The 24,437-nt window shown below is 71.2% G+C and carries 22 protein-coding genes; 10 read left to right on the top strand and 12 right to left on the bottom strand.

Annotated features, from left to right (window positions below):
* Positions 1-5: 5 nt before the first annotated feature.
* On the bottom strand, positions 6-1,436 hold the full coding sequence (gene rox / locus ACIBVP_RS12450; protein ID WP_396106171.1) for a rifampin monooxygenase: 1,431 nt from the start codon (positions 1,434-1,436) through the stop codon (positions 6-8).
* A 281-nt stretch (positions 1,437-1,717) separates the two neighbouring features.
* On the opposite strand from rox, the gene ACIBVP_RS12445 reads away from it, so the two are divergent.
* A complete protein-coding gene (locus ACIBVP_RS12445) occupies positions 1,718-2,632 on the top strand; it encodes a pseudouridine-5'-phosphate glycosidase (RefSeq protein WP_396106170.1) in 915 nt (304 codons plus the stop codon).
* On the opposite strand, the gene add (ACIBVP_RS12440) is transcribed toward ACIBVP_RS12445, so the two are convergent.
* The 4 genes from add (ACIBVP_RS12440) to ACIBVP_RS12425 all read right to left on the bottom strand — a co-directional run bounded on the left by add (ACIBVP_RS12440) (position 2,625) and on the right by ACIBVP_RS12425 (position 6,306).
* Entirely contained in the window at positions 2,625-3,626 is a 1,002-nt protein-coding gene (add, locus tag ACIBVP_RS12440; protein ID WP_396106169.1) for an adenosine deaminase, read from the bottom strand. The genes ACIBVP_RS12445 and add (ACIBVP_RS12440) overlap by 8 nt on opposite strands.
* Positions 3,627-3,753: 127 nt before the next feature.
* Positions 3,754-4,707, bottom strand: coding sequence for an ATP-binding cassette domain-containing protein (locus ACIBVP_RS12435; protein ID WP_396106168.1), 954 nt, complete (start codon positions 4,705-4,707; stop codon positions 3,754-3,756).
* Entirely contained in the window at positions 4,704-5,501 is a 798-nt protein-coding gene (locus ACIBVP_RS12430; protein WP_396106167.1) for an ABC transporter permease, read from the bottom strand. Before ACIBVP_RS12430 ends, ACIBVP_RS12435 begins: the two co-directional genes overlap by 4 nt.
* The gene (locus tag ACIBVP_RS12425) at positions 5,494-6,306 is read right to left on the bottom strand and encodes an ABC transporter permease (protein ID WP_396106166.1); all 813 of its coding nucleotides are present in this window, start codon (positions 6,304-6,306) and stop codon (positions 5,494-5,496) included. Before ACIBVP_RS12425 ends, ACIBVP_RS12430 begins: the two co-directional genes overlap by 8 nt.
* Positions 6,307-6,390: 84 nt before the next feature.
* Between ACIBVP_RS12425 and ACIBVP_RS12420 the strand changes: the two genes are divergently transcribed.
* Positions 6,391-7,275 carry a carbohydrate kinase family protein gene (locus ACIBVP_RS12420; RefSeq protein ID WP_396106165.1) on the top strand — a complete coding sequence of 295 codons (885 nt, stop codon included), beginning with the start codon at positions 6,391-6,393 and terminating at the stop codon, positions 7,273-7,275.
* On the opposite strand, the gene ACIBVP_RS12415 is transcribed toward ACIBVP_RS12420, so the two are convergent.
* The gene (locus ACIBVP_RS12415; protein WP_396106164.1) at positions 7,262-7,573 is read right to left on the bottom strand and encodes a DUF3099 domain-containing protein; all 312 of its coding nucleotides are present in this window, start codon (positions 7,571-7,573) and stop codon (positions 7,262-7,264) included. The two genes, ACIBVP_RS12420 and ACIBVP_RS12415, sit on opposite strands and share 14 nt — an antisense overlap.
* Before the next feature lie 99 nt (positions 7,574-7,672).
* Here ACIBVP_RS12415 and ACIBVP_RS12410 point away from each other — a divergent pair, with 99 nt between their 5' ends.
* From ACIBVP_RS12410 to ACIBVP_RS12395, 4 genes are all read left to right on the top strand, one after another.
* Positions 7,673-8,434, top strand: a complete 762-nt coding sequence (locus tag ACIBVP_RS12410) for a class I SAM-dependent methyltransferase (protein ID WP_396106163.1) — start codon at positions 7,673-7,675, stop codon at positions 8,432-8,434.
* A 96-nt stretch (positions 8,435-8,530) separates the two neighbouring features.
* Positions 8,531-8,956: a D-aminoacyl-tRNA deacylase gene (gene dtd, locus ACIBVP_RS12405; RefSeq protein WP_396106162.1), complete on the top strand. Its 426-nt coding sequence runs from the start codon at positions 8,531-8,533 to the stop codon at positions 8,954-8,956.
* A 215-nt stretch (positions 8,957-9,171) separates the two neighbouring features.
* The gene (locus ACIBVP_RS12400; protein ID WP_396106161.1) at positions 9,172-10,140 is read left to right on the top strand and encodes a sigma-70 family RNA polymerase sigma factor; all 969 of its coding nucleotides are present in this window, start codon (positions 9,172-9,174) and stop codon (positions 10,138-10,140) included.
* Between the two features lie 849 nt (positions 10,141-10,989).
* On the top strand, positions 10,990-12,657 hold the full coding sequence (locus ACIBVP_RS12395; protein WP_396106160.1) for a fumarate hydratase: 1,668 nt from the start codon (positions 10,990-10,992) through the stop codon (positions 12,655-12,657).
* Here ACIBVP_RS12395 and ACIBVP_RS12390 read toward each other — a convergent pair whose 3' ends face one another.
* From ACIBVP_RS12390 to ACIBVP_RS12370, 5 genes are all read right to left on the bottom strand, one after another.
* A complete protein-coding gene (locus ACIBVP_RS12390) occupies positions 12,658-13,257 on the bottom strand; it encodes a hypothetical protein (protein WP_396106159.1) in 600 nt (199 codons plus the stop codon).
* A gap of 96 nt (positions 13,258-13,353) precedes the next feature.
* Positions 13,354-13,842, bottom strand: a complete 489-nt coding sequence (locus tag ACIBVP_RS12385; RefSeq protein WP_396106158.1) for a hypothetical protein — start codon at positions 13,840-13,842, stop codon at positions 13,354-13,356.
* 130 nt (positions 13,843-13,972) lie between these two features.
* Positions 13,973-16,675, bottom strand: a complete 2,703-nt coding sequence (locus ACIBVP_RS12380) for a GNAT family N-acetyltransferase (RefSeq protein ID WP_396106157.1) — start codon at positions 16,673-16,675, stop codon at positions 13,973-13,975.
* Between the two features lie 4 nt (positions 16,676-16,679).
* The gene (locus ACIBVP_RS12375; RefSeq protein WP_396106418.1) at positions 16,680-17,849 is read right to left on the bottom strand and encodes an acetoin utilization protein AcuC; all 1,170 of its coding nucleotides are present in this window, start codon (positions 17,847-17,849) and stop codon (positions 16,680-16,682) included.
* A 155-nt stretch (positions 17,850-18,004) separates the two neighbouring features.
* A complete protein-coding gene (locus ACIBVP_RS12370) occupies positions 18,005-18,850 on the bottom strand; it encodes a sulfurtransferase (RefSeq protein ID WP_396106156.1) in 846 nt (281 codons plus the stop codon).
* A gap of 128 nt (positions 18,851-18,978) precedes the next feature.
* On the opposite strand from ACIBVP_RS12370, the gene ACIBVP_RS12365 reads away from it, so the two are divergent.
* The 3 genes from ACIBVP_RS12365 (at position 18,979) to galE (ending at position 21,958) form a co-directional block, all read left to right on the top strand.
* Positions 18,979-19,674, top strand: a complete 696-nt coding sequence (locus ACIBVP_RS12365) for a metal-dependent transcriptional regulator (RefSeq protein ID WP_396106155.1) — start codon at positions 18,979-18,981, stop codon at positions 19,672-19,674.
* Between the two features lie 128 nt (positions 19,675-19,802).
* The gene (gene galK, locus ACIBVP_RS12360) at positions 19,803-20,978 is read left to right on the top strand and encodes a galactokinase (protein ID WP_396106417.1); all 1,176 of its coding nucleotides are present in this window, start codon (positions 19,803-19,805) and stop codon (positions 20,976-20,978) included.
* 17 nt (positions 20,979-20,995) lie between these two features.
* Complete coding sequence (gene galE / locus ACIBVP_RS12355; protein ID WP_396106154.1) at positions 20,996-21,958, top strand: UDP-glucose 4-epimerase GalE; 963 nt, start codon at positions 20,996-20,998, stop codon at positions 21,956-21,958.
* Here the strand turns inward: galE and ACIBVP_RS12350 are convergent.
* The gene (locus tag ACIBVP_RS12350; protein WP_396106153.1) at positions 21,933-23,147 is read right to left on the bottom strand and encodes a DUF4192 domain-containing protein; all 1,215 of its coding nucleotides are present in this window, start codon (positions 23,145-23,147) and stop codon (positions 21,933-21,935) included. The two genes, galE and ACIBVP_RS12350, sit on opposite strands and share 26 nt — an antisense overlap.
* A 185-nt stretch (positions 23,148-23,332) precedes the next feature.
* On the opposite strand from ACIBVP_RS12350, the gene add (ACIBVP_RS12345) reads away from it, so the two are divergent.
* Positions 23,333-24,337: an adenosine deaminase gene (gene add / locus ACIBVP_RS12345; RefSeq protein WP_396106152.1), complete on the top strand. Its 1,005-nt coding sequence runs from the start codon at positions 23,333-23,335 to the stop codon at positions 24,335-24,337.
* Positions 24,338-24,437: the final 100 nt, after the last annotated feature.

Here is a 24,437-nt window from a genome sequence, read left to right as displayed (position 1 = left end):
GGATCTCACTGGGCGACTGACGCGCCGAACCACCTGGTCAGCGCGGCCACCAGTGCCCGCTGGTCCTCGCCGACCCACGCGGCGTGGCCGTCGGGCCGGAGCAGCACCGCCGGCACGGTCAGCTCCTCGCTGACCTCCGCGACGTGGTCGACCCGGTCCGCCCAGCCGTCGACCGACAGCGCGCCGGTCTGGTCGAGCAGCAGTCCGCGGCCACCGCGCATCAGCTCGTACAGGCGGCCCCGTTTCAGGCGCACGTCCCGCAGGCGCCTGCCGAGCAGGTCGTGCCCGTCGCCGAGGTCGTAGCGGATGCCGATCGCGGTGAGCTTCTCGACCAGGTACCGGTTGACCTCGTCGAAGTCCATCAGTTCCGCGAGCAGCCCGCGCACCGCCCGCGGGCCCGGCTCGGTCGACATCAGCTCCATCTGCGCGCGGGTGTGGTTCAGCACGTCGGCCGCCACCGGGTGCCGTTCGGTCTCGTAGGTGTCCAGCAGGCCGGCGGGTGCCCAACCCGTGACCGCCGCGGCGAGCTTCCAGCCGAGGTTGAACGCGTCCTGGACACCGAGGTTGAGGCCCTGCCCACCGGCGGGCGGGTGGACGTGCGCCGCGTCGCCCGCCAGGAACACCCTGCCCACCCGGTACCGCTCGGCCTGCCGGGTGCCGTCGCCGAAACGGGACAGCCAGCGCGGCGAGTGCACCCCGAAGTCGGTGCCCGCCACGGCCACCAGCCGTCGCCGGAACTCGTCGAACGTCGGCGGGACGGTGCGGTCCGCCGCCACGCCGTCTGCGGGCACGGCGACGCGGTATCCCCCTTCCGGCAGCGGCATGAAGCCGAACCGCTTCTGCGTCTCGCGGACCTCGGTCATCCTCGCCATCAGCTGCTCGGCGGGCATGTCCGCCGCCATCGCACCGAGCAGGGTGTCGGCCCGCGACGGCTCGCCGGGGAACCCGACACCGAGCAGCCCGCGCACGGTGCCACGGCCGCCGTCGCAGCCGACGAGCCACCGCGCGCGCATCCGCGTGCCGTCGGCCAGTTCCGCGGTCACCCCGTCGTCGTCCTGGGTCAGCCCGGTCAGTGCGCACCCGCGCCGGATCTCGGCCCCGAGCGCCTCGGCGTGCTCGGTCAGCAGCCGGTCGGTGATCGTCTGCGGGATGCCGAGGACGTAGCCGTGCGCGGTGTCCAGCCGCTCCGGCGACTTCTTCGCGATGCCTGCGAAGAACCCGCCGAGCGGGCGCTTCCTGCCGTGCGCGAGGAACCGCTCCAGCAGCCCGCGCTGATCCATCAGCTCGATGCCGCGCACGTGCAGCCCGAGCGACCGGACCACCTCGGTCGGCTTCGCGTCCCGCTCCACCACGACCACGCGCACGCCGTGCAACCGCAGCTCGGCGGCCAGCACCATGCCGGTCGGCCCACCGCCCGCGATGATCACGTCAGTCACGGAAGATTCCTCTGTTTTCCCTGGTAATGGCGTTGGCCGGCGAATTGTGGGCCATCCCGGGGGTCTTGCCGCAAGCCCAGGGGTGCGCTGTACGTTGGTAGTGGCGGGGAGTCCTGGCCGTGCTCTTCCTCGTCGCCGTCGTCGTGTTGGTCGCGCGGTCATCGGGTACGACGGCGTGATGACGAGCTGCTGCGCACCGTGTGCGCGCTCCTCCACTGCCCGCTGCCGCCGCTGGCCGACGCGCGACCGGAGCGGGTCGCGTCGTGACGGGAAAGGACCACATGCGAGTCACCGAGGAAGTGACGGCCGCCCAGGCCGACGGACGTGCCGTGGTGGCGCTGGAGAGCACGATCCTGGCGCACGGGCTGCCGCCGGGCCGCAACCGCAAGGTGGCGACCGCGATCGAGGACGCGGTCCGCGCCGCCGGCGCGGTGCCCGCGACGATCGCCGTGCTGGACGGGCAGATCCGCGTCGGTCTCACCGAGGCCGAGCTGGACCGGGTGTGCGCGGCGGACGCGGAGCTCGCGAAGCTGTCTGCCCGCGACCTCGGCCCGGCCGTGGCGCTGAGCCGCGACGGCGCGACCACGATCGCGAGCACGTCGGTGATCGCGTACGCGGCCGGTATCCCGGTGTTCGGCACCGGCGGGCTCGGCGGCGTGCACCTGCCCCCGCCGGGTGAGGCGAAGTCGTGGGACGTGTCCGCGGACCTCGAGGTGCTGGCGACCACCCCGGTCACCGTCGTCTGCTCCGGGGTCAAGTCGGTGCTGGACATCGGCGCCACGATCGAGGTGCTGGAGACCCGTTCCGTACCGGTGATCGGCTACCGCACGAACTCGTTCCCCGCGTTCTACCGCCGCGAGTCCCGCTTCCCGGTGCCGTGGCGCGTGAACAACCCGCAGGAGGCGGCGGCCGTGGTCGCGGCCCACCGCGCCCAGGGACCGGGTTCGGGGGTGCTGCTGACGAACCCGATCCCCGAGGCCAGCGAGATGGACCGCGGACTGCACGACCGCCTTCTCGCGGAGGGCATGGCGAAGGTGGCGGCGGGCGACGTCCGCGGCGGCGACGTCACGCCCGTGCTGCTGGAGCACTTCCACACGGCGAGCGACGGCGTGAGCCTCGACGCGAACGAGGCACTGGTGCTGTCGAACGTCGCCCTGGCCGCCGAGGTCGCGGTCGCGCTGACGAACCTCAGCTGACGGCGGCGATCTCCGCCAGCAGTGCGGCCTTGCGGGTGTCCGGCAGGAACGCCGATCGGACCCCGTTCGCCGCCAGTGCGGCCACCTCGTTCCGTCGCAGGCCAAGGGATGTCGCGACCGCCAGGTACTCGCCTTCCAGCGTGGCACCGAACATCGGCGGGTCGTCGGTGTTGAGGGTGACCACCACGCCGTGGTCCAGCATCCGCCGCACCGGGTGCGCGTCGACCGACGCCACCTGGCGGGTGCGCACGTTCGACGTCGGGCACACCTCCAGCGGGATGCCGTGCTCGGCCAGGTGGGCGAGCAGCGCCGGGTCGGCCGCCGACGACGTGCCGTGCCCGATCCGTTCCGCCCCGAGGTCGTGGATCGCCGACCACACCGTCGCCGGGCTGGTGGTCTCGCCGGCGTGCGGCACGCTGTGCAGGCCCGCCTCGCGTGCCGCGGTGAAGAACGGCGCGAACTGGGCGCGGCCCACCCCGACCTCCGGCCCGCCGAGCCCGAACGCGACGAGCCCGTCCGGCCGTTCCCGCAACGCGAACGTGAGCGTCTCGCGTCCGGCCACGACACCCTTCTCGCCGGGGATGTCGAACACCCAGGCCAGCTCGACGCCGTGCACGTCGTGGGCGGTGGCGCGGCCGGACTCCAGCCCCGCCAGCAGCTCGTCGCCGCGCATGCCGTCGAGCAGGTGGTTGTACGGGGTGACCGTGACCTCGGCGTACCGCACGTTCTGCGCGGCCAGCTCGGCCGCGAGACCGGTCACGAGCACGTCGATGTCGCCGCGGTCGCGCAGCATCGACTGCACGGCCCAGTAGACCTTCAGGAAGTGGTCGAAGTCCCGGAACTCGTAGAACGCGGCGAGCTCGGCACGGTCCGTCGGCACCCCGGCCTCCGGGTGGCGCTCGGCGAGCGCCAGGACGGTGTCGACGCTCGCCGAGCCGACGAGGTGGACGTGCAGCTCGACCTTGGGCAGGGCATGGATGTACGCACGCAGCATGAAAAGGGCTCCCTGTAAGAGAAAGGTGACATGGCGGTGGCGCGGAACGACTCAGGGAGCGAGGTCGCCGCGTTCCGTGTCGCTGCCGTACAGCGGCAGCTTGAACTCCGTCACGCGCCCACCCTAACTACTCGCGGGCCTGTGCGTACAGCCTCGCGACGACGTCCTCGATCTCCGGCTCCAGCACCGACAGGTCACGCAGCGGCACCGCCTGCGCGAGCCGTGCCACGACCTCGCCCGCGGTCGTGCCCTCCAGCGTCAACGTCACCCGCTGCCCTGCCACGCTCTCCACGACCGCACCCGGCAGCGTCAGCCCGTCCGGCCACGGCGCGTCCAGGTCCGCCACGATCCGACGCTTCGACCGGTACGCGGCATGCAGTTCCTCGAGCGTCCCGTCGTGCACGACGCGGCCGTGGTCGATCACCACGAGCCGCTTGCACAGCTTCTCGATGTCGGCGAGGTCGTGGGTGGTGAGCACGACCGTCGTGTCGCCGCGGTCGGCGACCTCGGACAGGAACGCGCGCACGGCCTGCTTGCTCAGCACGTCCAGCCCGATCGTCGGCTCGTCGAGGAACAGCACCTTCGGGCCGTGCAGCAACGCGGCGGTCAGCTCGCCACGCATCCGTTGCCCCAGCGAGAGTTGCCGCACGGGAGTGTCCATGAAGGAGTCCAGGTCCAGCAGCGCACGGCAGTACCTCAGCCGGGCCGCGTGGTCGGCCGGTGGCACGCCGTAGACGTGGCGCAGCAAGGAAAAGGACTCCGTGAGCGGCAGGTCCCACCACAGCTGCGACCGCTGCCCGAACACCACCCCGATCTGCCGTGCCAGTCGCACGCGCTGCGGCACCGGCGTCAGCCCGCACACCGACACATTGCCGCCGGACGGGCTGAGCACCCCGGTCATCATCTTGAGTGTGGTCGACTTGCCCGCACCGTTCGGCCCGATATAGCCGAGCATCTCCCCCTCGTCGACCGACAGGGTCACACCGTCCACAGCGGACACCGTGGTCCTCTCGCGGCGGAACCGGCCCGCCTTCTTCCATACGGTGAAGTCCTTGCGCAGCGCGGAAGTCTGGATGATCACGACCCTGTACTCCGGTAGTGACGGACACCGGTACGCCAGAACAACCCGGCGAGCACGGCGACGAGCGACGCGGTCAACGGCGAGCACCAGCGCAGCCAGTCCGGCACCCCGAGCGGGTCGGACCGGCCGAGCATGGCGAGTGCCGGCAGGTACGCGACGAACGCGAACCCCAAGCCGTAGGCGAAGAACCGACGGAACCACCCGCCGAACACGGTCATGGGATACGCCGAAACGTCCTTGCCGCCGTAGGTGAAGGCGTTGGCGATCTCGCCCACGTCGATCCACCAGAACGCGACCGTCGCGAAGAACACGAACACGGCCCCGAAGAACACCGCACCCGCGAGCGGTGCCAGCACGACCAGCAGCCACACCCCCGGCGACCACTGGACGGGCGCGTGCAGCAACGCGACCACGTAGATCACCGTGCCCTGCACGACCCGGCCCACCCGCCGCGGCGCGAAGTCCATCGCGACCAACTGCACGAGCGGCGACAACGGCCGCAGCAGCACCGCGTCGAACAGCCCCGACCGCACGAACACCCGCAGCCGCTCCACGTTGCCCACCGCGAGGTCGGCGAGCGGGAACGCGAGCGCGGCGATCCCCACCATCAGCAGCACCTCGCGACCGCCGAACCCGCCGAGGCTGTCGTTGACCGAGAACAGCACCAGGATGGTGACCAGGTCCAGCGAGGTCAGCACGGTCGAGAAGAACAGGTCGACCCCGAACGAGAACCGGTACTGCGTCTGGCTCCGGATCTGCGCGGTCAGGAGGCTTGTGTACGGACGCTCAGCCACCCTGCACCACCAGCCGGCGCACCGCCCGCGCCTGCACGACCCGGCCCAGCGCCACCACGACCAGCAACCACGCCGCCTGCCCAGCGACCAGCAGCAGCCCGTGGCCGGTGCCGCCCCGCTCGACTAGCACGTCCAGTGGCGCCTGCAGCAGTGACGGCAACGGGGTGCCCACCCACAGCGTCACCGCGAGCCAGTCCGGCAGCACGGTGATCGGGAAGTACAGCCCGCTGCCCGCGCCGGACGCGACGACCCACACCATGTGCGCGCCACGCACGTCGAGGAGCCAGAAGCCCGTCAGCGCCACCAGGTACCGGCACGCGGAACACAACAGCACCGCCAGCAGCACCGACACCGCGAACAGCAGGTACGTCCACGCGTGCGCCGGCAGGTAGAAGTCGAACGCCAGCAGCCCGACCACCACGGGGACCACGAACCGGGTCAGCATCGCGTGGCAGGCGCGGCCGACGTCGGCGGCGACGAACGCGGCCATCAGGTCCACCGGCCGCAGCAGGTCGGTCACCACCTGCCCGGTCCGCACCCGCTCCGGCAGCTCCTGCTGACCCCAGTAGTTGACGACCGCGAGCAGCCCCTGCCCCACCCACACGAACGTGACCAGCTGGGCCGCGTCGTAGCCCGCCATCGTCCCGGTCACGGCCGCCACCGACAGCAGCGTGTAGCAGCGGACGAAGCCGAAGACGGTGTTGGTGAACGCGCCGGCGAAGGTCGCCTGGCGGTAGGTGGCGTAACGCCGGAACTCGGCTCCCGCGAGCGCGGCGAGTACCCGGACGCCACTGGTCGACGGCACGCGGGTTAGCCTCCGAACGGAGCTTGCGGAGTGAGCATCGGGATCGTCTCGTTTGTCGTCCTGGTACGTGGTGATGGGAGCGGCGTGGGCATCGTGGTCGTTGGCGACGTCGCGTTGGACGTGGTCGCCTCTCATTCCGGTTCGATCGTGCACGGCGGCGACGCCAGGGCGAAGATCGCGCTCACGACCGGTGGGGCCGGCGCGAACACGGCCGCGTGGCTCGCGTACAGCGGGGTCGACACGGCGCTGGTGGCTCGGGTGGGCGACGACGTGGCAGGGCGGCGCGCATCCGAGGAGCTAACCACCACCGGGGTGCGGTGCGCATTCACAATTGATCCTGACGCCGCGACCTGCTGTGTGGTTGTCCTGGTCGACGACGACGGGCAGCGCAGCATGCTGCCCGACCGCGGCGCGGGCAAGAACCTGGCCGCGACCGACCTCGACCCCGCGCTCCTGAAGGACGCGCGGCACCTGCACCTGTCCGGCTACGTGCTGCTCGACGAGGAGACCCGCGAGGCGGGCCTCGCGATGCTGGCGGCCGCGCACGGGGCGGGCCTGACCACGTCCGTGGACCCGCAGGCGGCGGCGCTGATCACCGACCCGGAGCTGTTCCTGGAGGAACTGCGGAACGTGGACGTGCTGCTGCCGAACATGGACGAGCTGGCGGTGCTCACCGGTTCCCGGGACCCGGCGAGCGCGACGGCGCTGCTGGACCGGGTCGGCGCGGTCGCGGTCACCACCGGCCCGGCGGGGGCGAGCTGGGTGGACAAGGAGGGCATCGTGTCGGTGCCCGCGGCGCCCGGCGACTGCGTGGACTCCACGGGTGCGGGCGACGCGTTCGACGCGGGACTGCTGGCGGCGCTGCTCGACGGCAGGACGCCGCAGGAGTGTCTGCGGGCAGGCGTGCGCCTGGGCGCCATGGCGGTGGGCAGAGTGGGCGCGCAGCCCGCCCCCGTCAGCCGTCGATGACCGGGTGGTCCCGGTTCTCCAGCGTCCTCGGTGTCTGCTCGTAGCGGTTGACCTGCTCCGCCTTGCGCGGTGGCCGGTCGTTGGCGATCAGCACCGCGATCCACGGCAGCGGGATCGACAGGACCACGAACCCCAGCGCGAGCCACCACGTCTGGTAGAAGACGCCCGCCAGTATCAGACACGGCAGGCGCAGCAGCATCATCGTCAGGTACTTGCGTTTGCGCGCGGCGTACTCGTCTTCGTACGACGGCGCTGCCTCGGTGATGAGAACCGGGGTGTCGTCCCGCTCGGACTTCACGACACCACCTCCTTCTCTATGGTCGCACCTTTGGCCCGGGATTGCGCCATCCGGGTACAAGTCCGTGGTCGGCGGGGCCCGAGCAGGTAAGAAGGTTTCATGACCTTGAGCGGGTTGGCGACCCAACTGGATCACCTCCAGCATTGGCCCCAGAGCCCGCTGGAACGCCTGCGGCACACGATCACCGAGGCCAACCTCGCGCGGCACCTGTATCCGGAGCCCGTGCGGATCCTCGACGTGGCCGGTGGCAACGGCATGGCCGCGGTCCGCCTCGCGGCACAGGGCCACGAGGTCACCGTCCTGGACCCGGCGGGCGCCATGCTGCACGCCGCGATCCACGCCGCCGAGGCACACGAGGTGGCCGACCGGCTGCACGTCGTCCAGGCCGCCGCACACGACGCGCCCGAGGTGTTCACCGGCCACGACTTCGACCTCGTGCTGTGCCACAACCTCCTGCACTACGCGGAGTCGCCGGAGGAGCGGAAGGCCGTGCTGGCGGCGATCACCACACCGCTGCGCCCGGAGGGTCTGCTGTCGGTGCTCGGCCCGAACGAGGACTTCGGCCCGGCTCAGGCCGTGCTGCGGGACCGCTCACCCGCACGGGCCCTGCGCGGCCTGGACGGCGTGGACGACGAGTGGTCCACGCCGGGCACGGTCGGCGAGGTCGTGGCGACGCTCGCCGAGCTGGGTATGACGGAGATCGTGCGTTACGGCGTGCGGTGCGTCAGCGACCTGGTCCCGGCGGAGGACGCGGCCGACCCGGCGTTCATGGCCGACCTGGAACGGCTCGAGCTGGCGCTGGCCGACCGCATGCCGCACCTGCTCACCGCGCGCTACTACCACCTGATCGCCCGCCGCTGACGGTCACGCATCGAACGGCTGCGGACCGAGGGCACGCCCTCCGAGTCAGCCGGGTCGAGATCCACGAGCGCGAGTGAGCCTGACACCATCACCGGCGTGCGTGCTGTGGTGGCGAGGGTGTTGTCGGCGAGCGTGACGGTCGACGGTTCCGTGGTCGGCGAGATCAAGGAGCCGGGTCTGCTGGTGCTGCTGGGCATCACCGGCACCGACACGATCGCCCAGGCCGACACGATGGCACGCAAACTGCACGAACTGCGCATACTTCGCGACGAACAGTCGTGCGCCACGACGGGCGCCCCCTTGCTCGTCGTGAGCCAGTTCACGTTGTACGGCGACACCCGCAAGGGCCGCCGTCCCTCGTGGACACAAGCCGCCCGCCCGGAGATCGCCGAGCCACTCGTCGACGCGGTCGTCGCGGCGCTGCGCACGCGCGGCGCACACGTGGAGACCGGCCGTTTCCGCGCGGCGATGACGGTCGCCTCGGAGAACGACGGACCTTTCACCGTCATCGTCGAGGTTTGAGCCCGTCGGCCTCTCAGGAAAACCTCAGGGTTGGTAGAGCAACCGGTGTGGCGGGGCTGACGTCATCCAGTTGAGATCTCGGGAACGAATCGAGACCCAACGGCGTTTTCCAGAGTGTCCAGCCACCGAGGGCGACCCACCGCCAGGCGGCTCACCGGACACACGGCCGGTGTGTGACACAGGACACACCAGCCCGCGAAAGGGGGAGGGAGAGCATGACGGTCCCACAGCAACGCGAGCCGGAGCCCAGCGAGATCGACCTCGATGCCCAGGGCCCCGCGGCCGACCTGGTCCGCGTGTACCTCAACGGCATCGGCCGGACCGCGCTGTTGACCGCGGCTCAGGAGGTCGAGCTCGCCAAGCGCATCGAGGCGGGTGTGTTCGCGCAACACATGCTCGACAGCGCTGACAAGCTCGACAGTACCCGCCGCGCCGAACTGCGCCAGCTCGTCAACGACGGGCACCTGGCGAAGAACCACCTGCTGGAGGCGAACCTCCGGCTGGTCGTGTCGCTCGCCAAGCGCTACACCGGGCGTGGCATGCCGCTCCTGGACCTCATCCAGGAAGGCAACCTCGGCCTCATCCGCGCGGTCGAGAAGTTCGACTACACCAAGGGTTTCAAGTTCTCCACGTACGCCACGTGGTGGATCCGCCAGGCGATCACCAGGGGCATGGCCGACCAGAGCCGCACCATCCGGCTCCCCGTCCACCTGGTGGAGCAGGTCAACAAGCTGGCCCGCATCAAGCGTGACCTGCACCAGCAGCTGGGCCGCGAGGCCACCAACGAGGAACTGGCGAACGAGGTGGGCCTCACCCCGGAGAAGGTGGCGGACCTCCTCGACCACGCCCGCGACCCGGTGAGCCTCGACATGCCCGTCGGCTCCGAGGAAGACGCCCCCCTCGGCGACTTCATCGAGGACGGCGAGGCCACGGACGCCGAGAGCGCGGTCATCTCCGGCCTCCTGCAGGACGACCTCCGCAGGGTCCTGGCCACCCTCGACGACCGCGAGCAGTCGGTGATCCGCCTCCGCTACGGCCTCGACGACGGACAGCCCCACACGCTCGACCAGATCGGCAAGCGCTTCGGCCTCTCCCGCGAACGCGTCCGCCAGATCGAACGCGAGGTCATGAGCAAGCTCCGCCAGGGCGAACGCGCCGAGAAGCTACGGGCCTACGCAAGCTGAGCAACCAATTCCGCATCGAGTACGTCCAGCAAGCGAGAACCCATTGACACGTGACGCACACCACGGCACGGTCTAGGCACTGGACTACGCGATGCGGATGCTTCATCACCATCCGTGATCGCCTACCAACGGGAGGTCGCGGCAGCCGGGGGCTGCCGCGGCCTCTCGGCTAGGCCCCCCTGTTCGCGCGCGGGGCCGCGCTTCCCGGTGGCCTCGAGGTGTAATGCTGGGGGGCCGAGCCCCCCAAACCCCCCACGGTGCGGACGGTTCCCGACCCAGCGTGGTTACGCCCACCCCAGCGCCCGAAGGACGCTTTGATCAAGCTCGGCCATGCACAAGGCGGCCCGCTGCGCGGGCCAGCACCCCGTGCACAAGCCGGGCGCAGCCCACAAAGACGGCCTGCCTGCCCTCCCGTCGACCTGGCGAAGCCCGATCACACCGTGTCAAGGGGCCAACCCGAAACACCCCGTACACGAAACACCGGCCCCTTGACGCGGTGTGATAGCCCGGAGGGAGGTCGACGGGAGGGCAGGCAGACCCATCCATGCCAAATCTCAACAAGCCCGAATCGTGAGGCCCCCTCCCCGAGATCAGCCCGTCCGGCGAGGACCCCCCGGAGGGCAGACCCCATCCATGCCAAACCACAACACGCCCAAATCGTGAGGCCCCCTCCCCGAGACTTGCCCGTCCGGCGAGGACCCCCGGAGGGCACCCCATCCATGCCAAACCACAACACGCCCGAACCGGACAGCCCCTCAGCCCCCACGCAGCGAGGAACACCACACTCCGCCCCACGCAGCCAGCGCGGTAACGTCAGGGAATCCCGCCACTGACACAGGAGTCCCCAAGGTGACCGCGTCCTTCGAGTACAGCGAAGCCCTCCCGCTCGCCCCCGACACCACCACCGAATACCGGCTGGTCACCGCCGACGGGGTCAAGGTCATCGAAGCCGCGGGCCGCACGTTCCTCGAAGTCGCCCCAGAAGCGCTCACCGCACTCGCCAAAGAAGCCGTCCGGGACATCCAGCACCTGCTGCGGTCGGGCCACCTCGCCCAGCTGCGCGCCATCGTCGACGACCCCGAAGCCAGCGGCAACGACCGGTTCGTCGCCATGGACCTGTTGCGCAACGCGTGCATCTCCGCGGGCGGGGTCCTCCCCATGTGCCAGGACACCGGCACCGCGATCGTCATCGGCAAGCGCACGGAAAACGTCCTCACCGGCGGCGCCGACGAAGCGGCCCTCTCCAAGGGCGTCTTCGAGGCCTACCAGGAGCTGAACCTGCGCTACTCGCAGCTCGCCCCGCTGACCTTCTGGGACGAGAAGAACACCGGCACCAACCTCCCCGCCCAGCTGGAGCTGTACCACAAGGACTACCACAACGGCACCGACAAGCCCGAGTACGAGTTCCTCTTCATGGCCAAGGGCGGCGGCAGCGCCAACAAGACCTTCCTCTACCAGGAAACGAAGGCCCTGCTGAACCCGAAGCGCCTCGCGAGCTTCCTCGACGAGAAGCTCCGCAGCCTCGGCACCGCCGCCTGCCCGCCCTACCACCTCGCGATCGTCGTCGGCGGCACCTCCGCCGAGAACACGCTCAAGGTCGCCAAGCTCGCCTCCGCGCGCTACCTCGACAACCTCCCCCGCGAAGGCTCCATGGGCGGGCACGCGTTCCGGGACACCGACCTCGAACAGCAGGTCCTCGAGATGACCCGCCAGTTCGGCATCGGCGCGCAGTTCGGCGGCAAGTACTTCTGCCACGACGTCCGCGTCATCCGCCTCCCCCGGCACGGCGCGTCCTGCCCGGTCGGCATCGCCGTGTCCTGCTCCGCGGACCGGCAGGCCAAGGCGAAGATCACCGCCGACGGTGTGTTCATCGAGCAGCTCGAGCGCGACCCCGCCCGGTTCCTGCCCGACACCACCGACGACGAGCTGACCGACGAGGTCGTGAAGATCGACCTCACCCGGCCCATGGACGAGATCCGCGCCACCCTGTCGTCGCTGCCGGTGAAGACGCGGCTGTCGTTGACCGGCCCGCTGGTCGTGGCCCGTGACATCGCGCACGCCAAGATCAAGGAGCGTCTCGACGCGGGCGAGCCGATGCCGGAGTACATGCGCAACCACCCCGTCTACTACGCGGGACCCGCCAAGACCCCGGACGGTTACGCCTCCGGCTCCTTCGGGCCCACCACGGCCGGGCGCATGGACTCCTACGTCGAGCAGTTCCAGGCCGCGGGCGGGTCACTCGTCATGCTCGCCAAGGGCAACCGGTCCCGGCAGGTCACGGACGCCTGCCAGGCACACGGCGGCTTCTACCTCGGCTCCATCGGTGGGCCCGCGGCCCGGCTCGCACAGGACTGCATCAAGAAGGTCGACGTCCTCGAGTACCCCGAGCTCGGCATGGAAGCCGTGTGGAAGATCGAGGTCGAGGACTTCCCGGCGTTCATCGTGGTCGACGACAAGGGCAACGACTTCTTCGCCGGCACCTCGCAGCCGACCCTGCAGATCGCGTTCCGCCGCTGATCAGCGACCGGCCGACAGCAGGATCTTCCGGTCCTGCAACGGCTGGTCGAGGGTGACCGTCACCGGCAGCGGCGTCATGACTGTCGCGCAGATCGAGTCGTCCGGCTTGCCGCCCGGCGGCTGGTCCAGCGGCCGCAGGATGATCTTCACCGCGTTGGCGGCCTGGTCGACGACCACGGCCTCCGCACTGGTGCAGCCGCTGCTCGCGTAGGCGATCGTCTCCAGCGTGAACCCGTCCGCGTGCAGCCAGACCTTGCCGCGGTGCTCGCCGTAGTAGTCGGGCACGGCCGACGCGTCGACCTGCGCAGCGGGCACCTGGGTCAGGCCGGGTGGGACCACGATCTCGCCCTGGTCGATGGTGATCCGCGGTGTGCCACTCGACGGGTTCTGCGGCTTGCCCGCCGACGGCTCCGGCTGTGTCGGCGGCACATCGGACGGGGTCGGCGTCTCGGGCGGTGTCTTCGACGGCGGCGCCGAGGTCGTCGAGGTCGTCGTCGTGGTGGTGGTCTGGTCGGACGCGGCAGGGGTGGACGCGTCCCCGCACCCGGCCAGCACACCCAGTGCGAGCGCGGCGGTGGCGGTGGTCAGCAATGCCCTCATGGGGAAAGGACGGTAGCCGCACCCGCGACGGTTGCACGAGACGATGCCCGGCCGCGTGGGGGCGCACGCGGCCGGGCATCAGGGGGTGAGGGACTGTCAGGCCTTGCGTTGCTCGGACTTCAGCACCACCGTGCGGTCCCCCAGCGGCGCGTCCAGCTCGGAGGTGATCTTCGGGTAACGCAGGTCCATCGTGCATGCCTGCGGCTTGGCGGGGATGGTCTCCACCATGAGCACCACGACCTGCTTGTCGCTCTGTTCCGGGATCTCGACACTGGCCTTCCCGCAGCCGCCCTCCTGGGCGACCACGCCGATCGACGTGCCCTCGTCCTCGGTCCACACCAACTGTGGGTAACCCTTCGGCAACGAAGAGTCGTCGATCTGGGCCGTGGGCACCTTGGCGCCGCCGCTGGGCGGCGTCCGCGCGGGCTGACGATCGGGTGTGGTCGATGGCGCCGTCGACTCCGCCGTCGACTCCGCCGTCGTGGTCGAGCCGGTGCCCGGCTCCTGGCTCTCCTGCGGGTTGGCGCACGCGCTCGCGAGCAAGAGCAGAACGCCGGCGCCAACAACGGTTCCTAGGCGTTTCATGTCCGAAGGACGAACCGCGCCGCACGGCCGGTTGCACACCGGCCGGCAAACCCTACTTTCGTAGGAAAGCTCACTCCGCAAGCTCCGTTCGTGCGAATGCTCACTCCGCAAGCTCCGTTCGTGCGAATGCTCACTCCGCAAGCTCCGTTCGGCGGAAAGTGAGCGACCGCAGCCTGCGCGGGCCGCTGTCCTGCCGCGACGGCGGCGGCCCGACCTTCACCCGTGCCCCGACGGCCTGCGCGCCCGTGGGAGCCGCCAGGATCGGCTCCAGCGCGAGCCACCGCACCTGCGGCACGTCCTCGGCGAGTGCCGCGACCCGCAACACCAGGTCCGCCAGCGCGTCCAGGTCGGCCGGTTCGGTGCCGCGGTAGCCGGTCAGCAGCGGCGCCGCCTTCGGGGCGCGGACCAGCGCGGCGGCGTCCACGTCGGTGAGCGGGACGGCGCGGTACGCCCGGTCGCCGAGCAGGTCGGAGACCACACCGGACAGTCCGAACGAGACGAGCGTGCCGAACGACGGGTCGTCGCGCAGCCCGATGGAGCAGCCGATCCCCTTGCGTGCCATGCGTTGCACATATATGTCGGCGACCTCGGTCAGTGCCACGAGGTCGGCGTACGCGGCGCGCACGGCCTCGGCCGTCGCCAGGTCGAGGCGCACGCCCTCCAGGTCGGGGCGCCGCCACCACCGCTCACCGGTGGCCTTCACCGCCACCGGGTAACCGAGTTCGTCGGCCGCGGCCACCGCCTCGTCGCCCGACGTGACCGCCTGGTGCGGGGCGATCTCGATGCCGTAGCAGGAAAGCAGGTGAACGGCCTCGGCGTCGGTCAGCTCGACCAGGTCCTCGTCCACATCGGACAGGCGGGTCTGGACCAGGTCGCGGGCGGTGTCGACGTCCACGTCGTCGGGCCGCACCAGCTGCCCCTGCGGCGCGGACCGCCACGCCGCGTACCTGGTCGCGCGGGCCAGCGCGAGCACGGCACGTTCCGGGCTCGGGTACGACGGGATGGAACCGCGGGCGGGTGCGCCGTCCCCGCTCCGCACCGCCAGCTCGGCCGGAATCCCTTCCGTGGCGAGGAAGGTCGACACGATCGGTTTGGCGCCGCCCTCCTCGTCGGCCGCGTCGCGCAACGCCCGCGCGTACTCGGCGCCGGGCGTCGACAGCGGCGGCACGAACACCACGACCAGCGCGTCGACGTGGTCGCCGCGCAACTGCTCGCGGACCGCCGCGGCGAGCGCGCCGGGCCCTGCCGACACGCCAACGTCCACCGGGGCGCCCGCGAGTTCTAGGCCCTGGCCCAGCGCGGCGTCCGCGGCCAGCACCCCGATCGCGGACGAGTTGCCGACGACCGCGACCCGCCCGCCGCGCGGCAGCGGCTGGTGCGCGAGCAGCAACGCGGTGTCGAAGAGCTGTGCGATCGACTCGACGCGGATGACACCGGCCTGCTCGAACAGGGCGGCCACGCTGGCCTCGTCGACGTCCACCGACGTCGCGGCCAACGCGGGCAGCACCGCGTTGCGCCCGGACTTCACCGCGACGATCGGCTTGACCCGGCCGAGCCTGCGCGCGAGCCGCGCGAACTTGCGTGGGTTGCCGAACGACTCCAGGTACAGCAGCACGACGTCGGTCGCCGGGTCGGTCTCCCAGTACTGCAGCAGGTCGTTGCCGGACACGTCGGCGCGGTTGCCCGCGGACACGAACGTCGACAGCCCGAGCCCGCGGGCGGCCGCGTCGGCCAGGATCGCGGTGCCGAGGGCGCCGGACTGGCTGAAGAACCCGGTGCGGCCCCGGCCGGGCAGCTTCGGCGCGAGCGTCGCGTTGAGGCGCACGGCCGGGTCGGTGTTGACCACGCCGAGCGCGTTGGGGCCGACCACGCGCATGCCATGTGCCCTGGCCTCGGCGACCAGCCTGCGTTCGGCGCCCTCGCCGTCGGGCCCGGCGTCGCTGAAGCCGGACGAGATCACCACGAGCGCCTTGACGCCCTTGGCGAGACAGGCGTCCATGACGTCGTCCATGTGCTCGGCGGGCACGGCGACCACCGCGAGGTCGACGGGGTCGGGGATGTCCAGCACGCTCGCGTAGGCACGCACGCCCCGCACCGACCGGTGCTCGGCGTTCACCGGGAAGACGGGCCCGGCGAAGCCCGCGCGCAGCAGGTTCCCGAGCACCGCGTAGCCGATCTTGTCCGGGTCGGTGGAGGCACCGATCAACGCGACCGAGCGCGGGTGGAGCAGGTTGTGCACGCTGCGGGCCTCGGCCGCCTGCTCCCGCGACCGCGCGACGGCGACGGACTCCTCGGTCGGGTCGATGGCGAACTCCAGGTGGAAGACGCCCTCCTCCATCTCGCGGGCGACCTGGTAGCCGGCCGCGCGGAACACGCCCAGCATGGCGGAGTTCTCGGCGAGCACCTCGGCGGTGAACCGCTCGATGCCGACCTCGCGGGCCGCGGCGGCGAGGTGCTCGAGGAAGATCGGCCCGAGGCCGCGGCTCTGGTGCCGGTCCTCGACGACGAACGCGACCTCGGCGGACGGCCCGCCGTCGATCCGCTCGTACCGGGCGACCGCGACGATGTCGTCGCCGAGCAGGGCGACGAACGCGACCCGGTCGTGGTGGTCGACGGTCGTGAACCGTTTCAGGTCCTTCGGCGGGATCTGCGGGTAGGCGCCGAAGTAGCGCAGGTAGCGAGTGCGTTCGGACATGCGGCCGTGGAAGGCGAGCAACGCGTCGGCGTCGCTGGGCACGATGGGCCGCAGGTGCACGGTGCCGCCGTCGGACAGCACCACGTCGGCCTCCCAGTCCCTGGGATAGTCGAACGGGTCCTGCTCCTCGGCGGGCATGGGATCAGTCTCTCGGATCGTCGGGGTCGAGGCCGTGTAGCGGGAAGACGGCGCGCCGGACCTCCTTGATGATGCTGTCGACCCGTTCGCCGTCCTCGCCGTCCCACGGCTCGAAGTCGGTGCTCTTGCCGTCGCTCATGGTCAGCGGCAGCTCGGCGGTGGGCGCGATCTTGTCGACGAAGCGGGTCCACTCGCTGGGCAGCATCGTGTCGGCGGAGACGTCCCGGTCGAGCACGGTCGCGATCAGGTGGGTCCAGGACCGCGGCACGACCCGCAGCAGCGCGTAGCCGCCACCGCCCGCGGCAAGCCAGTTGCCGTCCGCGTACTGGTCCGCGAGCGCGCGGACGGTCCGGTAGATCGTGCGGTGCCCGTCGACGGACAGTGACAGCGAGGCGAGCGGGTCCTCGTGGTGGGTGTCCACACCGCACTGGCTGACCAGCAGCTGCGGCTGGAACTCGGCCAGCAGCGACGGCACGATCGCGTGGAACGCCCGCAGCCACGCACGGTCACCGGTGTTCGGCGGCAACGGGACGTTGACCGCGCTGCCGGGCGCGTTGGGCCCGCCGGTCTCGTCGGCGAACCCGGTGCCGGGGAAGAGCGTGAGCGGGTTCTGGTGCAGGGAGATCGTGAGCACGCGGGGGTCGTCGTAGAAGGCGGCCTGCACCCCGTCGCCGTGGTGGACGTCGGTGTCGACGTACGCGATGCGCTCGTACCCGTTGTCCAGCAACCACGAGATGGCGACGGCGAGGTCGTTGTAGACGCAGAAGCCGTGCGCGTGGTCGCGCATGGCGTGGTGCAGCCCACCCGCGATGCCGACCGCCCGCTTGGTGGTCCCGTTCGCGATCTGCCGAGCCGCGAGCAGCGAGGACCCGACGACCCGGGCGGACGCCTCGTGCATGTTGTCGAACACGGGGTTGTCCGGGGTGCCCAGCCCGTGCCCGACGTCCCATCCGGCCATCGGCGCCTCCCGCACGGCGGCGAGGTACCCGGCGTCGTGGATCCGCTCGATCTCCTCGTCGGTGGCCTCCTGCGGGACGAGCAGGTCGACCCCGTCGAGCACGCCGAGCGCACTGGCCAGCCGCATGGTCAGCTCGAGCCTCACCGGGTGCAGCGGATGCTCACCGCCCAGGTCGTACCCGAGCAAGGCGGAGTCCCACACGACCGAACCAGGCACACTCACTACCGCTCCTCGCAGGCTCCGAGCGGCCGCTCGCGGTCGCCCTGTGTTTTCTGGTTCGCTCCGCGAGCTCCGCTCACGACGCAACCCTAATCGAGACGAGGTGGCCCCAGCCCGTCGCCAGAGCCCACTGTATTCTGTATACAGGTTGGTCAGCCTGGCGCGTCGCCGGTGGCCACCGGCCGCTCCGGGTCCGCGCTCCAGTTAGACCACGACCCCGCGTACAGCGCGGCCCGGTCCGTCACCCCGGCCACCTCGAGCGCGAGCAGCACCGAAGCGGCGGTCACCCCGGACCCGCAGTAGGCCCCGACCGGACGGTTCCCGTCGACGCCCAGCTCGGCGAAGTGCCCGGCCAGTTCCCCGGGCGCGCGCCAGCGCCCGTCCGCCCCGACGTGGGCGGCGAACGGCGCGTTGACCGCCCCCGGCACGTGCCCGGCCCTGGGGTCGATCGGTTCGACGTCACCCCGGTAGCGCTCCGGCGCGCGGGCGTCGAGCAGCAGACCCGCCCGCGCCAGCTCGGCCGCCCCGCCGGCGTCGACCACCGGCCGCTGCCCCGGCCGGACGGTGATGTCGCCCGGCTCCGGCGCGGGCACGTCGGCCGTCACGGGTCGCCCCTCCGACTCCCACGCGGCGAACCCGCCGTCGAGCACCCGGACCTGGTCGTGGCCCACCCAGCGCAGCAGCCACCACAGGCGCGCCGCGATCGACCCGTTGTCCGCGTCGTAGACCACCACCGGGTGCCCGGCGCGCACCCCGGCGGCCCGCAGCACCCGCTGGAGGTCCTCGGGCACGGGCAGCGGGTGCCGACCGCCCGGCCCCGGCGAGGCCGCGAGGTCGGCATCGAGGTCGAGGTACACCGCGCCAGGCACGTGCCCGCGGTCGTAGTCCGCGCGCCCGGGCGGCCCGCCGAGGCGCCAGCGCACGTCGATGAGCGTCGGCGGCGCGGCGGTGGTCAACGACACGGCGAGGTCGGTGCACGACACGAGTGGAGAAGTCACCGGGCTATTCTCCACTCACCCGACCTGCCGTGCCGTGTCCCGCAGCGGGCGCCCGCTCACTGCCCGTGACCGCCTCACTGCTCCACCTGGCGGAGCGACTAGCATGGATGACGACGAAGGGGAACGGCGTGAACGAGCTCATCGACACCACCGAGATGTACCTCAAGACGATCTACGAGCTCGAGGAGGAGGGCGTCGTCCCGCTGCGCGCCAGGCTCGCCGAGCGTCTCGGCCAGAGCGGTCCGACCGTGAGTCAGACCGTCGGCCGCATGGAACGGGACGGTCTGGTCGTCGTCGCGGGTGACCGGCACCTCGAGCTGACCGACCACGGTCGCGCGCTCGCCGTCACGGTCATGCGCAAGCACCGCCTCGCCGAGCGCCTCCTGGTCGACGTGATCGGCCTGGAGTGGGAGCACGTCCACTCCGAGGCGTGCCGCTGGGAGCACGTGATGAGCGAGGCCGTCGAGCGCAAGCTGGTGAAGCTGCTCGGCAACCCCACCACGTCGCCCTACGGCAACCCGATCCCCGGCCTGGACAAGCTGGGCTCCGGTGAGCCCGCGCCGCCGGTCGAGGCCGACCTGGTCCGCATGGACGACGTCGCGCGCCGCGGTGGCGGCAAGGTCGAGGTCCGCCGCATCGCCGAACACGTCCAGCTCGACCCCGACCTCATGGCGGAGCTCAAGGAGGTCGGCGTCGTGCCCGGCCAGACCGTGCAGGTCGGCCCGTCGAAGGGGGACGGCAACACGATCGAGGTCAGCGGCGAGCACAGCTCGGCGCAGGTCGCGCCCACCGTCCTGCACGCCGTGCTCGCCCGCGCGAAGTAGGCGACCCCGGCCACGTGACCACCACCAACGAGCGCGGCACCGCCGACGCGCAGGACAACACGCCCAGGCACCCCTCCGGCACCCGCACCGGCTCCGGCGCGTCCGTGCTCGGCGCGGCCACCCACACCGTGCCAGCCCGCGCCGCCGCGCACTTCCGAGACCTGCTCGGCCGTCCGCCCACGGGCGTGTGGTCCGCGCCGGGCCGGGTCAACCTGATCGGCGAGCACACCGACTACAACGACGGTTTCGTGCTGCCGTTCGCGTTGCCGTACCGCATCGCGGTGGCCGCGTCCCCCCGCGACGACGGCGTCCTCGCCGTCACCACCGTCGGTGACGACGGCCGCCCCCAGCAGGCCCCGCCCGTGCCCGTCGCCGACCTGGCGCCCGGGTCGGTCGATGGCTGGGCGGCGTACCCGTCGGGTGTCACGTGGGTGCTGCGCGACGAGGGCTTCGGCGGCGGCGCCGACCTCGTCATCGCGGGCGACGTCCCTGCCGGTGCCGGGCTGTCCTCCTCTCATGCGTTGCAGTGCGCGACCGCGCTGGCCCTACTCGGCCTGGCCGGTGTGGAACTGGACGAACCGGACGCACCGAGCCGCGCGACGATCGCCAGGTGGGTGCAGCGGTCGGAGAACGACTACGTCGGCGTCCCGACCGGCCTGCTCGACCAGACCGCGTCCCTCTCGTGTGTCGCGGACCACGTGCTGTTCCTCGACGTGCGCTCCGGGGAGATGGAGCAGGTTCCGTTCGATGCCTCCTCTGCTGGTCTTGCCGTGCTCGTGATCGACACCAAGGCGAAGCACTCGCACAACGACTCGGGGTACCGCGAACGCCGCACGGGCTGTGAGCGCGCCGCGGAACTACTGGGCATTCCCGCCCTGCGGGACGTCACCGAGGCCGGCCTCGACGAGGCGCTCGCCCGGCTGCCCGAAGAACTGCGCCCGCTCGTCCGCCACGTGGTCACCGAGAACGCCCGCGTGGAACGGACGGTCGAGCACCTGCGCGCGGGCCGGATCGCCGACATAGGCGACCTGCTGACCGCGTCCCACACCAGCATGCGCGACGACTACCGCATCTCCTGCCTCGAACTGGACCTCGCGGTGGACACCGCGCTCGCGGCGGACGCGCTGGGTGCCAGGATGACCGGCGGCGGTTTCGGCGGGTCGGCGATCGCCCTGGTCGCCGCCGACGCCGTGGAGTCGGTCGGCAAGCAGGTGCTCGCGGCGTTCGCCGAGCGCGACCTGACCGCGCCGGGCCTGTTCACGGCGGCGCCCTCCCCGGGCGCCGGTCGCGACAACTTCTCGTAGACGAAACGGAGATCGTGGTGAAGCTGCTCGTGACGGGCGGGGCGGGGTACGTCGGAAGCGTGTGCGCGGCACGCCTGCTGAAGGCGGGCCACGAGGTCGTCGTGCTGGACGACCTGTCGACCGGCCACGCTGACGCGGTGCCGGCGGGCTGCCGGTTCGTCCAGGCGGACCTGGCCGAGGCCGCGGACGACCTGCTCGCCGAGGGCTTCGACGGTGTCCTCCACTTCGCCGCCAAGTCACTGGTCGCCGAGTCGATGCAGGATCCCAAGAAGTACTGGGACGGCAACGTGCTCACCTCTCTTCGTCTGCTCGAAGCCGTACGCGTCTCGGGGACGCCACGGCTGGTGTTCTCGTCCACGGCCGCGGTCTACGGGCAGGCCGAGGTGATCCCGATCGTCGAGACCGCGCCGACGCGCCCCACCAACACCTACGGCGCCACCAAGCTCGCCATCGACCACGCCATCACCTCCTACGCGCAGGCGCACGGGCTCGGTGCCGTGAGCCTGCGGTACTTCAACGTCGCGGGCGCGTGGGGCGGCTACGGCGAACGCCACACCACGGAAACCCACCTCATCCCGCTGGTCCTGCAGGTGGCCCTCGGCCAACGCGAGGCGATCCACGTCTACGGCGAGGACTACCCGACGGCCGACGGCACCTGCGTCCGCGACTACATCCACGTCGCCGACCTCGCCGAGGCGCACCTGCTGGCGCTCGACCACGCCACACCCGGCCGGCACGACATCTACAACCTGGGCAGCGGCACCGGGTTCTCCGTGCGTGAGGTCGTCGAGACCTGCCGCACGGTCACCGGGCACCCGATTCCCGCCGAGGTCAAGGATCGCCGCGCCGGGGACCCGCCCGCTCTGGTCGCGTCCAGTGAACGTGCGCGCGAGGAGCTGGGCTGGAAGCCCGAGCACGTGGACCTGGACGTCATCGTTCGGGACGCCTGGGAGTTCACCCGGGGCCGTTCCGCGCTCTGATCTCCGTTCCCGCGTGTGGAGGCAGGAACGACGTCAGTGGGTCCAGAGTGGCGCGAGCCGGGGTGAGCAGGCCCAGGGTGGCTGCCGTGCGTGTGTTCAGTTCGCCGTTGACGACGTCGACAACGGGGCGTGTGTGTGGAGTGCAGGGCTGCGCTGCGGGCAGGAGGTCGTCCGGGAACCCTTCGTTCTTGAGGATGCTTCTCATCAGCAGGGTTCGCAGGTGGTCCGGGGGCAGCACGGCCTGGGTCAGGGCGATGTACAGCAGTTGCGCCAGTGAGTGGGCCGGGTTGGCGTCGAGCGCGGTTCTCACCGCCAGCACCGCCAGCGTGCCCGCTCCCCGCAGGTAGGCCGACATCGCCAGCAGCGTGGCCGGTTCCGCGCGTTCCGGCGCCGGTAGTGCGCGCACGAGCACCGTCCACAGGCGTTCCGCCGCCTGAGGGTTCGGGGTCAGCGCCGCCGCGAGGCACTCGTCCTTCACTTCCTGGTGGGACAGTGCTCGTGCCAGGCGCACCAGGTGGCGATCGTTGAGGACCGGCAGGTCCGGAGTTTTCTCCGCGTCGGCCAGGGTTCTGGTGATCAGGGACAGGTCCGCGGCCAGATCGTCTTCTGTGTACGGGTTTTGCGGTGTGCGCAGGTGGGCGTCCAGCAGTTCTTCCCTTCTCACAAGGGTTTCCGCCGGATCCGGCGCCAGTTGTTCCGCCATTTCCTCACGGCTGCGGTACGTCGGGTCGCCTGCGAGCGCGATGGCCGCCGCCCAGGTGGTCGTCTGCGGGTCGGGGACCTCGCCCGTGCACTGTGGATCCAGATAGCACCGCCACCGTTCGCCGGGGCGGATGGCGGCCACCCAGCTGGCGTGCACGAGCAGGATGTCGTTGTCGTCGAAGCCTTGCCGGAGTGCGTTCACCAGGCGGCGGTGCGCGTCCACGGTGCCACCCACGACCACGGCCAGCGCCGCGACCGCTCCGTTCCTCTTCGCGGCGGCCACCAGGTGTTCGGCGGCCGCCTCTGCGTGCTCCGGTGCGGGAAGGTCGGCTCTCATCGTCGTGCCGAGCGTGAGCGCCGGAACGCGGTTGAACGTGAACAGGACCAGTGAGTCCCTCGGCGGGAAGCCGATCACGTACGGGATGCCAGCGGTCAGAGCTGACAGGTCACGGCGGGTGATGTCGGTGTGTGGGAGCGAAGTCGTCATGCGTCCACTGTGCGGCCGCGGGCGACGAAGCGGGGTGCGAGGCGCCTCGAATGTGGACAAGTGGGTGGGCTGTGGACAGCTCGGGTGGAAACGGGAGGTGGCGGACCGCAACTGTCGGTGCGGTGTGGTAGGCGGCGGCTGGTCGTTCGCGCGAAACTGGCGACGCCCTCGGGCATCATGGCGGCGTGCGTGACTTCATCGACCGCCTGCCCAAGGCGGAACTTCACGTCCACCTCGTGGGTTCCGCCTCGCTGGACACCGTCCTCGAACTGGCGCGGCGCCACCCGGGCAAGGCGGTGCCGACGGACCGGGAGCGGTTGCGCGCCTTCTACGAGTTCACCGACTTCGCGCACTTCATCGACGTGTACGTGAAGGTCAACCAGCTCGTGGTCACCGGTGTGGACGTGACCGCGCTCGTCGTCGGGCTCGCGCGTGACCTCGCCGCGAACCAGGTGCGCTACGCCGAGGTCACGGTGACGCCGGTGCCGCACATCATGATGGGCATCGAACCCGACGAACTCGCCGAAGCGCTCACGGAGGGCCGTGCGCTCGCGCTGCGACAGCACGGTGTCGCGCTCGCCTGGGTGTTCGACATCGCGGGCTCGCTCGGCATCGACGCGGGCATGGCGACCGCCGAGTGGGCCCTGCGGCACCGGCCGGCGGGCACGGTCGGCTTCGGCCTCGGCGGACACGAGGTCGGTGTGCCCCGCGAGCGGTACCGGGTGCCGTTCGACCTGGCCCTCGACGGCGGGCTGCACCTGGTACCGCACGCTGGTGAGACCACCGGGCCGGAGACGATCTGGTCCGCACTCACTCACCTGCGCGCGGAACGGATCGGGCACGGCACGAGCGCGGTCCGCGACCCGAACCTGCTGGCACACCTGGCCGGTGAAGGCATCCCCGTCGAGGTGTGCCCCAGTTCCAACCTCCGCACCCGTGCCGTCACCACCCTCGCCGAGCACCCGTTCCCGCGGCTGCTCGACGCGGGGGTCGCGGTCACGCTGGCCACGGACGACCCCGGCATGTTCCACACCGACCTCAACCGCGAGTACCTGCTGGTGCACGAGCACTTCGGGCTGAGCCGGGGCGACCTCGCCGACCTCGCACGAGCAGGAGCACGCGCCGCGTTCTGCGACGACGACCGGAAGGCGGCGCTGCTGGCCGAGATCGACGAGGCGGAACAGGACTAACCCAGTCCGGAGCCTGTCCACGGCCGATGACGTAGCTCGACATGGCGGATGATCGTGTCACGAGCCCATTCTTCGCCGACCTGATCCACACTGACCTTGG

The organism is Actinophytocola sp. NPDC049390, from assembly GCF_044466355.1.
Taxonomy (GTDB): domain Bacteria; phylum Actinomycetota; class Actinomycetes; order Mycobacteriales; family Pseudonocardiaceae; genus Actinophytocola.
The sequence above is the reverse complement of the archived record's forward strand: the minus strand, read 5'-3'. Positions and strand labels throughout refer to the sequence as shown.